The sequence below is a fragment of the Enterobacter cloacae complex sp. SHL012 genome, assembly GCF_049237505.1.
Classification (GTDB): domain Bacteria; phylum Pseudomonadota; class Gammaproteobacteria; order Enterobacterales; family Enterobacteriaceae; genus Enterobacter; species Enterobacter kobei.
The window spans coordinates 1-14,147 of sequence record NZ_JBMKIZ010000004.1 but is presented as its reverse complement, the minus strand read 5'-3'; the positions used below and the strand labels follow the sequence as shown (position 1 = coordinate 14,147).

Here is a 14,147-nt window from a genome sequence, read left to right as displayed (position 1 = left end):
CTATGAGTCTGAATTTCCTTGATTTCGAACAGCCGATTGCTGAGCTGGAAGCGAAAATCGATTCTCTGACAGCGGTAAGCCGTCAGGATGAAAAACTGGATATTAACATCGACGAAGAAGTGCATCGTCTGCGTGAAAAAAGCGTAGAGCTGACGCGCAAAATCTTTGCCGATCTCGGCGCATGGCAGATCGCCCAGCTGGCGCGTCATCCACAGCGTCCGTACACCCTGGATTATGTCCGCCTGGCGTTTGACGAATTTGACGAACTGGCAGGCGATCGCGCATACGCTGACGACAAAGCTATCGTCGGCGGTATCGCGCGTCTGGACGGACGCCCGGTGATGATCATTGGTCATCAGAAAGGGCGTGAAACCAAAGAGAAAATCCGTCGTAACTTCGGTATGCCTGCACCTGAAGGCTACCGCAAGGCCCTGCGTCTGATGGAGATGGCTGAGCGTTTCAACATGCCAATCATCACCTTCATCGACACCCCGGGTGCATACCCTGGCGTGGGCGCGGAAGAGCGCGGTCAGTCTGAAGCCATCGCCCGTAACCTGCGCGAGATGTCCCGCCTGAAGGTGCCGGTCATCTGTACCGTCATCGGTGAAGGTGGTTCAGGTGGTGCGCTGGCCATTGGCGTGGGCGATAAAGTGAATATGCTGCAGTACAGCACCTATTCCGTTATCTCTCCGGAAGGCTGTGCGTCCATTCTGTGGAAAAGCGCTGATAAAGCGCCGCTGGCCGCAGAAGCGATGGGCATCATTGCCCCACGTCTGAAAGAGCTGAAGCTGATCGATACCGTGATCCCTGAACCGCTGGGTGGCGCGCATCGTAAGCCGGAAGTGATGGCTGCTTCCCTGAAAGCCCAGCTGCTGGCTGACCTGGCCGATCTGGACGTCCTGAGCAAAGAAGACCTGCTCAACCGTCGTTATCAGCGTCTGATGACTTACGGCTACGCGTAAGCTTCACAATTATCTGAAAAGCCGCACAATGTTGCGGCTTTTTTTATACCCGCCATTTACCTTAACTATGCTTAGCTAATGTTTTTCAAGGAGGTAGACCGTGAACATCATTGCCATTATGGGGCCGCACGGCGTCTTTTATAAAGACGAGCCCATCAAGGAGCTGGAGCAAGCCCTTCAGTCGCGCGGGTATCAGCTCATCTGGCCGCACAACAGCGCCGACCTGCTGAAGTTTATTGAGCATAACCCGCGAATCTGTGGCGTGATCTTCGACTGGGACGAATACGATCTGGAGCTGTGCAGCGAGATCAACAAGCTGAACGAATATCTCCCGCTGTATGCCTTTATCAATACCCACTCGACCATGGACGTCAGCGCGCATGATATGCGGATGGCGCTGTGGTTCTTTGAATATTCTCTCGGCGTGGCGGAAGATATCGCGACCCGCATTCAGCAGTACACGGGTGAATACCTCGATAACATTACGCCGCCCTTTACCCGCGCGCTTTTTACCTATGTGAAAGAGGGGAAATACACCTTCTGCACGCCAGGGCATATGGCCGGAACAGCCTATCAAAAAAGCCCGGTAGGCTGTCTGTTCTATGATTTTTTCGGGGGCAACACGCTGAAAGCGGACGTGTCAATTTCGGTCACGGAACTGGGCTCTCTGCTGGATCACACCGGCCCGCATCTGGAGGCCGAGGAGTATATTGCCCGCACCTTTGGCGCTGAGCAGAGCTATATGGTGACCAATGGCACCTCGACCTCGAACAAAATCGTCGGGATGTACGCTGCGCCTGCGGGCAGCACGCTGCTGATTGACCGCAACTGCCATAAATCGCTGGCGCACCTGCTGATGATGAGCGACGTGGTGCCGCTCTGGTTATCCCCTACGCGTAACGCGCTGGGGATTCTCGGCGGCATTCCACGCCGGGAGTTCACGCATCAAACCATTGAAAAGAAAGTTGCGGCGATCCCTGGCGCAAGCTGGCCTGTTCATGCGGTGATCACCAATTCCACCTATGACGGCCTGTTATACAACACCAACTGGATCAAGCAGACGCTGGACGTGCCGTCGATCCACTTCGATTCTGCGTGGGTGCCTTATACCAATTTTCACCCGATTTATTCGGGTAAGAGCGGGATGAGCGGCGAGCGCGTGCCGGGCAAAGTGTTCTTCGAAACGCAGTCGACCCACAAAATGCTGGCCGCCTTTTCCCAGGCGTCTCTTATTCACATCAAAGGCGAGTACGACGAGGAGACCTTCAACGAAGCCTTTATGATGCATACCACCACTTCACCGAGCTATCCGCTGGTGGCATCTATCGAAACCGCGGCGGCGATGCTGCGCGGCAACCCGGGTAAACGCCTGATAAACCGCTCGGTGGAGCGGGCGCTGCATTTCCGTAAAGAGGTCCAGCGGCTGAAAGATGAGGCAGACGGCTGGTTCTTTGATATCTGGCAGCCGGAAGAGATCGACGAGGCCGAGTGCTGGCCCGTTGCGCCTGGGGAGAGCTGGCACGGCTTCCGCGATGCCGATGCGGACCACATGTTCCTCGATCCGGTTAAGGTGACGATCCTGACGCCAGGCATGGACGAGCAGGGTGTAATGGGTGATGAAGGTATTCCCGCCGCGCTGGTGGCGAAGTTCCTTGATGAGCGCGGCGTGGTAGTGGAGAAGACCGGCCCCTATAATTTGTTGTTCCTGTTCAGTATCGGGATCGATAAAACCCGGGCAATGGGTCTGCTGCGCGGGCTGATGGAGTTTAAGCGTGCCTACGATCTCAACCTGCGGGTGAAGAACATGCTGCCGGATCTCTACGCGGAAGATCCTGACTTCTACCGCAATATGCGCATTCAGGATCTGGCTCAGGGGATCCACAGATTGATCCGCCAGCACGATCTGCCGCGCCTCATGCTTCAGGCGTTTGACGTCCTGCCTGACATGAAGCTGACGCCTCACAAGGCCTGGCAGCGGCAGGTAAAAGGTGAGGTAGAAACCGTTGAGCTGGAAAATCTGGTCGGGCGCGTGTCGGCCAATATGATCCTGCCTTACCCACCGGGTGTACCGCTGCTGATGCCGGGGGAAATGATCACCGAGGAGAGCCGGGCAGTGCTCGATTTTCTGCTGATGCTCTGTTCGGTGGGGCGTCACTATCCGGGTTTCGAGACGGATATTCACGGTGCGAAGCGCGATGAGCACGGCGTTTACTGGGTGCGAGTCCTAAAATAAGGGTGACCGCTTGCCAGGTGCGGGTTCTCGGTTGTAACGTTCAGGCATCATAAAAAGGAGAAGCTATGCTGGGTTTAAAAGCGGTTCACCATATTGCGATCATTGCTACCGATTACGCGAAAAGTAAGGCCTTCTATTCTGACATTCTTGGCTTTACGCTGTTGAGCGAGGCCTACCGCGAGGAGCGTGACTCCTGGAAGGGGGATCTCGCTTTAAACGGGCAATATGTGATTGAGCTGTTCTCTTTTCCCTTCCCGCCTGCGCGCCCGTCGCGCCCGGAAGCCTGTGGACTGCGCCATCTTGCCTTCAGCGTTGATGACCTGGATAACGCAGTAAAACATCTGGAAGCGCACGGCGTGACGTGTGAACCGATCCGTGTCGATCCCTTCACCGACAAGCGTTTTACCTTTTTTAACGACCCGGATGGTTTGCCGCTGGAGCTTTACCAGCAGTAATGTTTGTCCTGTGTGATAATGCCCGCTCAGTTCGGGCATTTTTTATGTGTAATTTCCTATGACCTTACCCGCTATCGCACAAGCTGTTTCACCGTACCGCCAGCTGCTGGTGGGGTTTAGCGGTGGCCTGGATTCCACCGTTCTGCTCCATCGCCTGAAACGCTGGCGCGACCGGGAGCCTGACGTCCAGCTTCGGGCTATGCACATCCATCATGGATTAAGTCCTCACGCTGAGGAGTGGGTGGCGCACTGTGAAGCCTTGTGTGCGGCCTGGGCGATCCCGTTCATCGTTGAGCGCGTCACGCTCATTGATGAGGGGAAGGGCATCGAGGCACAGGCGCGGAAAGCCCGCTATGCCGCTTTTTCCGCGGCATTACTTCCTGGCGAAGCGCTGGTCACGGCTCAGCATCGGGACGATCAGTGCGAAACTTTTTTGCTGGCGCTTAAGCGGGGAAGCGGACCGGCGGGGCTGTCCGCCATGCCTGCACGATCTGAGTTTGCCGGGACGCAATTGCTGCGCCCGCTGCTGGGCGAGACGCGGGCGTCGCTGGAAGCCTGGGCGCGGGAATATCAGCTGAACTGGATAGAAGACGAGAGTAACCAGGACGACAGTTACGATCGTAATTTCCTGCGCCTGCGCATCCTGCCGCTGTTGAGCGAGCGCTGGCCGCATTTCGCCGACGCGACAGCGAGAAGCGCCATGCTGTGTGCTGAACAGGAATTGTTGCTGGATGAACTGTTGAGTGCGGATCTGGCTGACCTGATTTCTGAAGACGGAGCACTGGCGATAGCGCCCCTGGAGGCGATGAGCCCGGTGCGTCGCGCCGCACTGTTACGCCGCTGGCTGGCTACTCATCATGCAGCGATGCCGTCGCGGGCGATGCTGAGCCGGATCTGGGACGAAGTCGCGCAGGCGCGGGAAGATGCTTCCCCCTGCGTGTATCTGAATGGTTTTGAGGTCAGGCGCTATAAAGGCAAACTCTGGTGGGTCAAATCCACGCCTTCACTGACCGAGGTGGTACTCGACTGGGCGTCGCCAGAGGTACCGCTGATATTGCCCTGTGATGCAGGGAGCGTCTCTTTGAGCCCGTCCGGTCATGTGCGTCTGCCGAAGCCTGGTGAGCCGGTAACCGTACGCTTCAAGGCTGGTGGTTTGCTGCATATTGTCGGGCGCAACGGGGGACGGAAGCTTAAGAAGATATGGCAGGAGTGCAGCGTGCCGCCGTGGCGACGTGATACCACGCCACTGCTGTTTTACGGTGAAACGTTGATGGCTGCTGCCGGGGTTTTCATCACGGAAGAGGGATGGTCAGAAGAAGGGGGCAGTTTTGATTGGCAGAAAGTGTAACGGGCAGCCAGGCTGCCCGTAAGTGTCATCAGGATTCGCTCACCACGACGGTGCCGATTTGCGGGTGGCTGAAGCTGGCTATTTTATCCAGACGTAGCTCACGCGCTGCACTGCCGTCTTCAACAACCAGATATTCCACGTTCTTACGTGAAACCAGATCGCTGGCTTTTGCCTTCAATACTTCGCCATCTTTTAGCTCCAGCGTCAGTATTAAATGATGCTGGCAGGCGAGTTCGAGGTTGTCATAGTCATCACAATTGATGGGTTGATAAGTATCATTCATCGACATAATCGCTCACCAGTAAATTCGCCGCAGCGTACGCTGCTTTTTCCCTGACCGACTCTGAAAGGCTCTCATCAGAGGCCACTTCATTAAGCACTTTCAATACACAGCCCAACGCGTCCGGGACATACCCCAGATCTCCGCTGGCGATTTCCGCATACCGTTTGCGAATTAACTCACAATAATTATTCACATCCCCTCCCGCCAGCGCACTGACTTACTGTGAGATATCATTAAGCCTACGAAGATAAACTCGGTTTAGCAAGGTGACTATACCATACTCATTTAAGCAATATCAGCGCCTTGACAGGTGTGATTTATCACCGCGTGACAGCCTTTTGCCTCTGTTTTCGCTACAATGTGCCCCTGATTCGAATGGAGTTCTCTCATGGCGCTTAAAGCGACAATTTATAAAGCAGTGGTCAATGTGGCCGATCTTGATCGCAACCAGTTTCTGGATGCGTCGCTGACGCTGGCGCGCCACCCCTCCGAAACCCAGGAGCGTATGATGCTGCGCCTGCTGGCGTGGATTAAATACGCCAACGAGCGGCTGCAGTTTACCCGCGGCTTAAGCGCAGAGGACGAGCCAGAAGCCTGGCTGCGAAACGATCATCTGGGCATCGACCTGTGGATCGAGCTCGGTCTGCCGGACGAGCGTCGGATTAAAAAGGCCTGTACCCAGTCCGCTGAAGTGGCGTTATTCGCCTATAACCAGCGCGCGGCGGAGATCTGGTGGCAACAAAACAAGAATAAATGTGCGCAGTATAAAAATCTCACCGTCTGGTATCTGGATGATGAACAGCTGGCGCAGCTCAGTGAGTTTGCCGGCCGGACGATGGTGCTGCAGGCAACCATTCAGGACGGCGCCATCTGGCTCTCCGATTCTCAGAATAATCTGGAAATTCATCTGGCGGCCTGGCAGCCTGCGTCATGATTGTTTTGTCCCTAAACGTCAGCATCCCTGATAATGAGCTGGAGATCACCGCCATCCGTGCTCAGGGGGCGGGTGGACAGCACGTCAATAAGGCGTCAACGGCGATCCATTTGCGTTTTGACATTCGGGCATCAAGCCTGCCAGAGTATTATAAAGAGAGTCTGCTTGCTGCCAGCCATCACCTGATCACCAGCGAAGGTGTGATCGTGATTAAAGCCCAGGAGTACCGCAGCCAGGAGTTAAACCGGGAAGCGGCGATAGCCAGGCTGGTGGCCGTTATTAAAGAATTAACAGCAGTACAAAAAAGCCGCCGGGCAACGCGGCCAACCCGCGCATCGAAAGAGCGTCGGTTGTCCTCGAAAGCCCAAAAATCCACAGTGAAAGCACTACGCGGTAAAGTTCGTCGCCCGATGGAGTGACGAAAGGGAACACACTTTTCATAAGGAATTCATTGTGAAAAAAGCATTATTTTCAGCGCTGGCAGTGAGTACGCTGTTTGCGCTTTTCGGGTGTAACAACCGTTCTGAAACGCAGGTTTTGCAGCCCTCGCAGAATGAAGCGTTAAAGCCTATGCAGCAGAGCTGGCGCGGCGTATTGCCTTGTGCAGACTGTGAAGGCATCGAAACGTCCCTGTTCCTGCAAAAAGACGGCACCTGGGTTATGAACCAGCGTTATCAGGGCGCTAAAGAACCCTCTTCGTTTGCGACCTACGGAACCTGGGCGCGTACGGCGGAAAAGCTGGTCCTGACGGATACCACGGGTGAGAAAACGTATTTCCGCGCCAAAGGTGAGGGGATGGAGATGCTCGACCGCGAGGGCAACCCGATTGAATCCCAGTTCAATTATACGCTTGCGCCGGTGAAAGCGGCCCTGCCTGCTACGCCGATGCCAATGCGGGGTATGTATTTCTATATGGCGGATGCGGTGATCTTTACCGACTGTGCAACGGGTAAGAAAGTCAGCGTGGCGAACAACGCGCAGCTTGAACGTGATTACGCCGTGGCGCGTGGCAATGACAGCAAGCCGGTATTGCTGACCGTAGATGGTCACTTTACGCTGGAGCCAAACCCGGATAGCGGAGAGAGCGTGAAAACGCTGGTGGTGGATAAAGAGGCGAAATTTATCGCAGGCAAAGACTGTAACAGTCAATAAGCTGACGATTATCCATTAAAAAACCCCGCCTGAGCGGGGTTTTTTGTTTAGCCTTTGATGGCTTTCACCAGGTAATCAAGAATATCGCCTGTCTTGATCATCTGTTTCTCGCCGCTACGACGGTATTTGTATTCGATCTCATCGCTGTCGAGGTTACGGTCACCGATGACCACCGTGTGTGGAATACCAATCAGTTCCATATCGGCGAACATCACGCCCGGACGCTCTTTACGGTCATCCATCAGCACTTCGATACCCTGAGCACGCAGCTCGGCGTACAGCTTCTCAGCCAGCTCCTGCACACGGTAGGATTTGTGCATGTTCATTGGCAGAATCGCAACCTGGAACGGAGCGATATTGTCCGGCCAGACGATGCCGCGCTCGTCGTAGTTCTGTTCAATGGCCGCCGCGACCACACGAGTGACCCCGATACCGTAGCAGCCCATGGTCAGGATCTGGTTACGGCCATCTTCACCCTGAACGGCGGCGTTCAGTGCGCGAGAGTATTTGTCACCCAGCTGGAAGATGTGACCGACTTCGATACCGCGCTTAATCATCAGGGTGCCCTGACCGTCCGGACTTGGATCGCCTGCGACCACGTTACGGATGTCTGCCACTTCAGGCGTCGCCACGTCGCGATCCCAGTTAATACCGAAGTAATGTTTACCGTCGATGTTAGCGCCGGCGGAGAAGTCGCTCATCGCAGCAACAGTGCGGTCAATAACAACCGGAACCGGCATATTAACCGGGCCGAGAGAGCCAGGACCTGCATTGACCACGGCACGGATTTCCGCTTCTGTTGCAAACGTCAGCGGGCTCGCGACCTGCGGCAGCTTCTCTGCTTTCACTTCGTTCAGCTCGTGATCGCCACGCACCAGCAGGGCAACCAGCGGGTAAGCGCTGCCTTCGGTAGATTTCACCAGCAGCGTTTTGACGGTTTTTTCAATCGGCAGACCGAACTGCTCAACCAGCTCAGCAATGGTTTTCGCGTTTGGCGTATCAACCAGCGTCATCTCCTGCGTTGCAGCGCCGCGTGGTTCTTTTGGTGCCAGCGCTTCTGCAAATTCGATGTTCGCGGCGTAATCTGAAGAGTCCGAGAAGATCACATCGTCTTCACCGCTCTGCGCCAGTACCTGGAACTCATGGGATGCGCTGCCACCGATGGAGCCGGTATCAGCCTGCACAGCGCGGAAATCCAGACCCATGCGGGAGAAGATTTTGCTGTATGCCTCGTACATTTTGTCGTAGGTCTCTTGCAGCGATTCCTGAGAGGTATGGAAAGAGTAAGCATCTTTCATCAGGAATTCGCGAGAGCGCATCACCCCGAAACGAGGACGAACTTCATCACGGAACTTGGTCTGAATCTGGAAGAAGTTCAGCGGCAGCTGTTTGTAAGAGCTCAGCTCGTTACGGATCAGGTCGGTGATGACCTCTTCATGCGTTGGGCCGAGAACGAATGGACGCTCGCCGCGATCGACGAAGCGCAGCAGCTCTGGGCCATATTGTTCCCAACGGCCGCTCTCCTGCCACAGGTCAGCGGGCTGAACCACAGGCATGGACACCTCGATAGCACCGGCGTTGTTCATCTCTTCACGCACGATGTTTTCGACTTTTTTCAGGACGCGCACGCCGGTCGGCAGCCAGGTATATAACCCGGAGGCCAGCTTGCGGATCATCCCGGCGCGCAGCATCAGCTGATGGCTGATCACTTCGGCGTCGGCAGGCGTCTCCTTCAGAGTGGAGAGCAGATATTGGCTAGTACGCATGTTGTTACGGTTCCATTTCGACGATTGGAACAGGCTGAAACACCAGCCTGACACAAAAAAAGTGGTTTAGTTTACCAGTGTGGCAAAGATGCCAAAAGAGAGGAGAACAAAATTACCTGGGTTCAAGGGCAAACACTTCAAAACCTGCCCCGGTGACGCGCCAGCGCACGTTAAAATCCAGCAGCCAGACGGCGTATATTTTTCCTGCTTCCTCTTCTTTACGGTAGGCTGGACGGGGGTCCTGTGCCAGCACTTCGGTGATAAAATTCCGCAAACGAGGATAGCGCTTCTCCATCTGGCTAAGCTGCGAGGCGATCTCAGGGGTAAAAGAGACAGGCATATCCGCCTGCGGTGCATCCTGAGCATAACTTGCGCGCGCGTCCGGGAGCGCTTCCGCGAAGGGCAAATAGGGTTTGATGTCGATAACCGGCGTGCCGTCCACCAGGTCCAGACTGCCTAATTCCAGTATCACCCGATCTTTCTGACAACGTATGCCTTTCAGTTCAACCAACGACATCCCGATCGGGTTTGGACGGAAGGTCGAGCGAGTCGCAAATACGCCCATTCGCGCATTTCCACCCAGACGAGGAGGGCGCACGGTTGGTCGCCAGCCGCCTTCCATCGTCTGATGAAAGACAAATACCACCCATAAATGGCTGAAGGCCTCAAGCCCGCGTACCGCATCGGCCTGGTTGTAAGGCGCCAGAAGATGAAGCTCGCCCCCGCCGCTGGTCACCAGACCCGGCTGGCGAGGCACGGCGAACTTCTCTTTATAGGGAGAGTGGATAACGCCTATCTGCTCAAACTGAAATGCACTCATTTCGCCGTAATGTTCAGCGCAGAACCGATGCAAACCGCCTGACGATAGCAGCCCGGCGTGCCGCTGGTGACTTCACAGCTGTGCAGCAGAACCGCGTTGGCTTTCATTTTGGCAGCGTTAATCTGCATGCGTTTACGCGCTGTCGGGATATTCGGCGGAGAGTCCTGATTGGTTGCCTGACAGGATTCACCGCTTACTTCACCCAGTTCACGGAACGGTTTACCGACGAGTTCGTCAGCTTTCGTGATAATGCGAACCGGCGCAGGGCGAACCACTTTCGGTTTCGCAGGCTCTGTTTTTGGCGGGGTTGCCGTGCTTTGAACAGGTTCAACAGGAGATCTGCTTAGCATAGAACAGCCGCTCAGCATGAGTGCTAAAAGACAGATCGGTAAAGCACGCATAATAATTCCTCAATGGATAATCAAAACGTCAGATATTGAATCAGTTGACTGCACAAATGACAAGACGGGCATAAGCCCGTCCTGATGATATTACACTGAGGTGAGATTACCAGCCTTTAACCGCGCCACCGTTAAACACTTTGTTGGCTTCCTGGTAAACTTCGTCAGACTGATAAGCCTGTACGAACTTCTTCACGTTTTCCGCGTCTTTGTTGTCTTCGCGAGTCACGATCAGGTTAACGTACGGGGAGTCTTTATCTTCAACGAAGATACCGTCTTTCGCTGGCGTCAGGCCAATCTGGCTGGCGTAAGTGGTGTTGATAACGGCCAGAGCAATCTGCGCATCGTCCAGAGAACGTGGCAGCTGTGGGGCTTCCAGCTCAACAATTTTCAGATTTTTCGGGTTCTCGGTGACATCCAGAACGGTTGGCAGCAGGCCAACACCGTCTTTCAATTTGATCAGGCCCACTTTCTGCAGCAGCAGCAGGGAACGACCGAGGTTGGTTGGGTCGTTAGGCACCGCAACCTGAGAGCCCGGCTGCAGTTCGTCCAATGATTTAATTTTCTTGGAGTAACCGGCAATCGGATAAACGAAGGTGTTACCGACACCTACCAGCTTATAGCCACGATCTTTGATCTGCTGATCCAGGTAAGGCTTATGCTGGAAGGCGTTAGCGTCGATATCGCCTTTGCTCAGCGCTTCGTTTGGCAGAACGTAATCGTTGAAGGTCACCAGCTCAACGTCCAGGCCGTATTTCTCTTTCGCCACTTTCTGGGCAACTTCAGCAACCTGCTGTTCTGCACCAACGATAACGCCCACTTTGATGTGGTTTGGATCTTTTTCGTCCTGACCGCAACCCACCAGTGCCAGAGAGCCAATAAGCGCGCCTACTGCTGCAAAGGTCTTTAATTTAAACGCCATGTTTTATCCTTAACTCGTCGAGTTTGTGTTGTGTGTAACGTTATTTGTGAGTAACAGCCCGGACGATGCGATCGCCAGAGAACTGGATTAAGTAAACCAGCACAACCAGCAATACCAGAACGGTATTCATTACGGTAGCGTTATAACCAATATAGCCGTACTGGTAGCCAATCTGGCCTAAACCGCCGGCACCTACGGCACCACCCATCGCGGAATACCCCACCAGAGTAATAAGCGTAATCGTGGCCGCATTCACCAGGCCTGGCAGTGCTTCAGGCAGCAGTACCTTGCGGACGATCTGCATTGGTGTTGCGCCCATCGCACGAGAGGCCTCGATCAAACCCGTCGGGATCTCCAGCAGGGCGTTTTCCACCATACGGGCGATAAACGGCGCAGCGCCTACCGTCAACGGAACAATGGCCGCCTGCAGACCGATTGACGTACCAACGATCACGCGGGTAAATGGAATCATCCACACCAGCAGAATAATGAACGGGATGGAACGGAAGATGTTAACCAGCGCAGAGAGCGTACGGTAGAGCTTCGCGTTCTCAATGATTTGACCCGGACGCGTGACATACAGCAGTACGCCGACCGGCAGGCCAATCACAAAACCAAAGAAACCCGATACGAAGGTCATTGCCAGCGTTTCCCAAACGCCGCGAACCAGCAGCCACATCATCGGCTCAGACATAACCCAGTACCTCTACTTTTACGTGGTGTTCTTGCAGCCAGGCGATTGCCGCCTGGGTTTCTTCTTGTGTGCCGTGCATTTCCGTCAGCATGATGCCGAACTTCACGCCACCGGCGTAATCCATCTGGGCGCTGATAATGTTGTTGTTCACGTTAAAGCGACGCGCGGTTTCGGAAAGCAGAGGGGCATCAACGGACTGACCGGTGAACTCCATGCGCAGCATTGGGACACTGTCTGCCGCGGGTTCAGTTTTCAAACGCTCCAGATAATCTTCCGGAATATCCAGGTGCAGCGTCGACTGAATGAACTGCTGCGCCAGCGGGGTCTTCGGATGGGAGAACACTTCGCTGACGGTATCCTGCTCAATCAGTTCACCGTTGCTGATGACCGCCACGCAGTCGCAGATGCGTTTCACCACATCCATCTCGTGCGTAATAAGGAGGATCGTCAGGCCGAGGCGACGGTTAATGTCTTTCAGCAGTTCCAGAATAGAACGCGTGGTAGCCGGATCCAGTGCGCTGGTCGCTTCATCACACAGCAATACCTTAGGATTGCTAGCCAGTGCGCGGGCAATCGCCACACGCTGCTTTTGACCACCAGACAGATTTGCCGGGTAGCTGTCATGTTTGTCACCCAGACCCACGAGGTCGAGCAGTTCGGTAACGCGACGCTTCACTTCTTCTTTCGGTGTGTTGTCCAGCTCCAGCGGCAAGGCGACGTTGCCGAAAACGGTGCGGGAAGCCAGCAGGTTGAAGTGCTGGAAGATCATGCCAATCTGACGACGCGCTTTGGTGAGTTCTTTCTCTGAAAGAGCGGTAAGTTCCTGGCCGCCAACTTCTACGTTACCCTGGGTTGGACGCTCAAGCAGGTTAACACAACGGATCAGCGTGCTTTTACCTGCACCCGATGCGCCAATGACGCCATAAATTTGACCAGCAGGAACATGCAGGCTGACATTGTTCAGCGCCTGAATGGTTCGGTTCCCCTGCTGGAACACTTTGGTGATATTGGAAAGTTTAATCATTAGATTATTTTTATCGTATGTAAGTTAGCCGTGGCATTTTGTTCTGCCAGATACGGGTGATGACCGTAAACAAAACGGATGTTAAGGCATCCAGACGTCTAAATCAATCCAACTCTGTACGATGAGCACTTTATTGCGCTGCGTTTCATGAGATACTAGCTCAACAGGCCTTTTTCAGGAGCAAACCGGTGGCAAAATCAGTACCCGCAATTTTTCTCGATCGTGATGGCACTATTAATGTGGATCACGGTTATGTCCATGAGATTGATGAGTTCGAATTTATCGAAGGCGTTATAGAGGCAATGCGCCAGCTGAAAGAGATGGGCTACGCGCTGGTGGTCGTAACGAACCAGTCTGGTATTGCGCGCGGTAAATTCACCGAAGCGCAATTCGAGACGCTGACAGAATGGATGGACTGGTCGCTGGCGGATCGCGGGGTCGATCTTGATGGCATTTATTATTGCCCACACCACCCTCAGGGAACCGTAGAAGCGTATCGCCAGACCTGTGATTGCCGTAAACCGCATCCGGGAATGTTTATCTCCGCGCAAGAGTTTCTGCACATCGATATGGCCGCTTCTTATATGGTGGGCGATAAACTGGAAGATATGCAGGCAGCTGCAGCTGCAGGTGTGGGGACCAAAATATTAGTGCGCACGGGTAAGCCTGTTACGCCAGAAGCTGAAAATGCCGCGGATTGGGTGATTAATAGCCTGGCCGAACTGCCAAAAGAGATAAAAAAGCACCAAAAATAGCCGTTCTGGTGAAAAGGTGAGCGGTCGAAATAAAAATGCATATTTCCACTTGTCATTCCTCGGCAGCTCCCTATAATGCGCCTCCATCGACACGGCAGATGTGAATCACTTCACAGACAACCCGGTCGGTTGAAGAGAAAAAATCCTGAAATAACGGGTTGACTCTGAAAGAGGAAAGCGTAATATACGCCACCTCGCAACGGTGAGCGAAAGCCGCGTTGCAACTGCTCTTTAACAATTTATCAGACAATCTGTGTGGGCACTCAAAGTGACATGGATTCTTAACGTCCCCGGACGAAAAATGAATACCAAGTCTCTGAGTGAACATACGTAATTCATTACGAAGTTTAATTCACGAGCATCAAACTTAAATTGAAGAGTTTGATCATGGCTCAGAT

The 14,147-nt window shown here is 54.1% G+C and carries 16 protein-coding genes; 8 read left to right on the top strand and 8 right to left on the bottom strand.

Going from position 1 to position 14,147, the window contains the following annotated elements:
- The first annotated feature begins 2 nt into the window (after positions 1-2).
- The 4 genes from accA to tilS all read left to right on the top strand — a co-directional run bounded on the left by accA (position 3) and on the right by tilS (position 4,998).
- Entirely contained in the window at positions 3-962 is a 960-nt protein-coding gene (accA, locus tag ACOTY9_RS14625; protein WP_013095666.1) for an acetyl-CoA carboxylase carboxyl transferase subunit alpha, read from the top strand.
- Between the two features lie 100 nt (positions 963-1,062).
- Entirely contained in the window at positions 1,063-3,195 is a 2,133-nt protein-coding gene (locus ACOTY9_RS14620) for a lysine decarboxylase LdcC (protein WP_047343996.1), read from the top strand.
- A 65-nt stretch (positions 3,196-3,260) separates the two neighbouring features.
- On the top strand, positions 3,261-3,650 hold the full coding sequence (locus ACOTY9_RS14615; RefSeq protein WP_348565754.1) for a VOC family protein: 390 nt from the start codon (positions 3,261-3,263) through the stop codon (positions 3,648-3,650).
- Positions 3,651-3,708: 58 nt separating this feature from the next.
- Entirely contained in the window at positions 3,709-4,998 is a 1,290-nt protein-coding gene (tilS, locus tag ACOTY9_RS14610; RefSeq protein ID WP_421637374.1) for a tRNA lysidine(34) synthetase TilS, read from the top strand.
- Positions 4,999-5,026: 28 nt separating this feature from the next.
- On the opposite strand, the gene rof is transcribed toward tilS, so the two are convergent.
- Positions 5,027-5,287: a Rho-binding antiterminator gene (rof, locus tag ACOTY9_RS14605; protein WP_348565752.1), complete on the bottom strand. Its 261-nt coding sequence runs from the start codon at positions 5,285-5,287 to the stop codon at positions 5,027-5,029.
- On the bottom strand, positions 5,274-5,474 hold the full coding sequence (locus ACOTY9_RS14600; protein WP_008501889.1) for a YaeP family protein: 201 nt from the start codon (positions 5,472-5,474) through the stop codon (positions 5,274-5,276). The genes rof and ACOTY9_RS14600 overlap by 14 nt, the downstream gene beginning before the upstream one ends.
- Positions 5,475-5,669: 195 nt before the next feature.
- Between ACOTY9_RS14600 and ACOTY9_RS14595 the strand changes: the two genes are divergently transcribed.
- Genes ACOTY9_RS14595 through nlpE form a run of 3 tightly spaced genes read left to right on the top strand, consistent with a single transcriptional unit; the run spans position 5,670 to position 7,367 of the window.
- The gene (locus ACOTY9_RS14595) at positions 5,670-6,215 is read left to right on the top strand and encodes a YaeQ family protein (protein ID WP_023339027.1); all 546 of its coding nucleotides are present in this window, start codon (positions 5,670-5,672) and stop codon (positions 6,213-6,215) included.
- A complete protein-coding gene (arfB, locus tag ACOTY9_RS14590) occupies positions 6,212-6,634 on the top strand; it encodes an alternative ribosome rescue aminoacyl-tRNA hydrolase ArfB (RefSeq protein WP_348565751.1) in 423 nt (140 codons plus the stop codon). The genes ACOTY9_RS14595 and arfB overlap by 4 nt, the downstream gene beginning before the upstream one ends.
- Before the next feature lie 34 nt (positions 6,635-6,668).
- Positions 6,669-7,367, top strand: a complete 699-nt coding sequence (nlpE, locus tag ACOTY9_RS14585; RefSeq protein WP_348565750.1) for an envelope stress response activation lipoprotein NlpE — start codon at positions 6,669-6,671, stop codon at positions 7,365-7,367.
- A 47-nt stretch (positions 7,368-7,414) separates the two neighbouring features.
- Here the strand turns inward: nlpE and proS are convergent, their stop codons facing one another.
- From proS to metN, 6 genes are all read right to left on the bottom strand, one after another.
- Complete coding sequence (gene proS, locus ACOTY9_RS14580) at positions 7,415-9,133, bottom strand: proline--tRNA ligase (RefSeq protein ID WP_023332143.1); 1,719 nt, start codon at positions 9,131-9,133, stop codon at positions 7,415-7,417.
- Positions 9,134-9,245: 112 nt separating this feature from the next.
- Positions 9,246-9,953, bottom strand: a complete 708-nt coding sequence (gene tsaA / locus ACOTY9_RS14575; protein ID WP_348565748.1) for a tRNA (N6-threonylcarbamoyladenosine(37)-N6)-methyltransferase TrmO — start codon at positions 9,951-9,953, stop codon at positions 9,246-9,248.
- A complete protein-coding gene (rcsF, locus tag ACOTY9_RS14570; protein ID WP_008501883.1) occupies positions 9,950-10,354 on the bottom strand; it encodes an Rcs stress response system protein RcsF in 405 nt (134 codons plus the stop codon). The genes tsaA and rcsF overlap by 4 nt, the downstream gene beginning before the upstream one ends.
- A 106-nt stretch (positions 10,355-10,460) precedes the next feature.
- The gene (metQ, locus tag ACOTY9_RS14565) at positions 10,461-11,276 is read right to left on the bottom strand and encodes a methionine ABC transporter substrate-binding lipoprotein MetQ (protein WP_014168729.1); all 816 of its coding nucleotides are present in this window, start codon (positions 11,274-11,276) and stop codon (positions 10,461-10,463) included.
- Between the two features lie 40 nt (positions 11,277-11,316).
- Positions 11,317-11,970: a methionine ABC transporter permease MetI gene (locus tag ACOTY9_RS14560; protein ID WP_003856130.1), complete on the bottom strand. Its 654-nt coding sequence runs from the start codon at positions 11,968-11,970 to the stop codon at positions 11,317-11,319.
- On the bottom strand, positions 11,963-12,994 hold the full coding sequence (gene metN, locus ACOTY9_RS14555; protein ID WP_023332146.1) for a methionine ABC transporter ATP-binding protein MetN: 1,032 nt from the start codon (positions 12,992-12,994) through the stop codon (positions 11,963-11,965). The genes ACOTY9_RS14560 and metN overlap by 8 nt, the downstream gene beginning before the upstream one ends.
- A gap of 188 nt (positions 12,995-13,182) precedes the next feature.
- Between metN and gmhB the strand changes: the two genes are divergently transcribed.
- Positions 13,183-13,749, top strand: a complete 567-nt coding sequence (gmhB, locus tag ACOTY9_RS14550; protein ID WP_023336781.1) for a D-glycero-beta-D-manno-heptose 1,7-bisphosphate 7-phosphatase — start codon at positions 13,183-13,185, stop codon at positions 13,747-13,749.
- Positions 13,750-14,147: the final 398 nt, after the last annotated feature.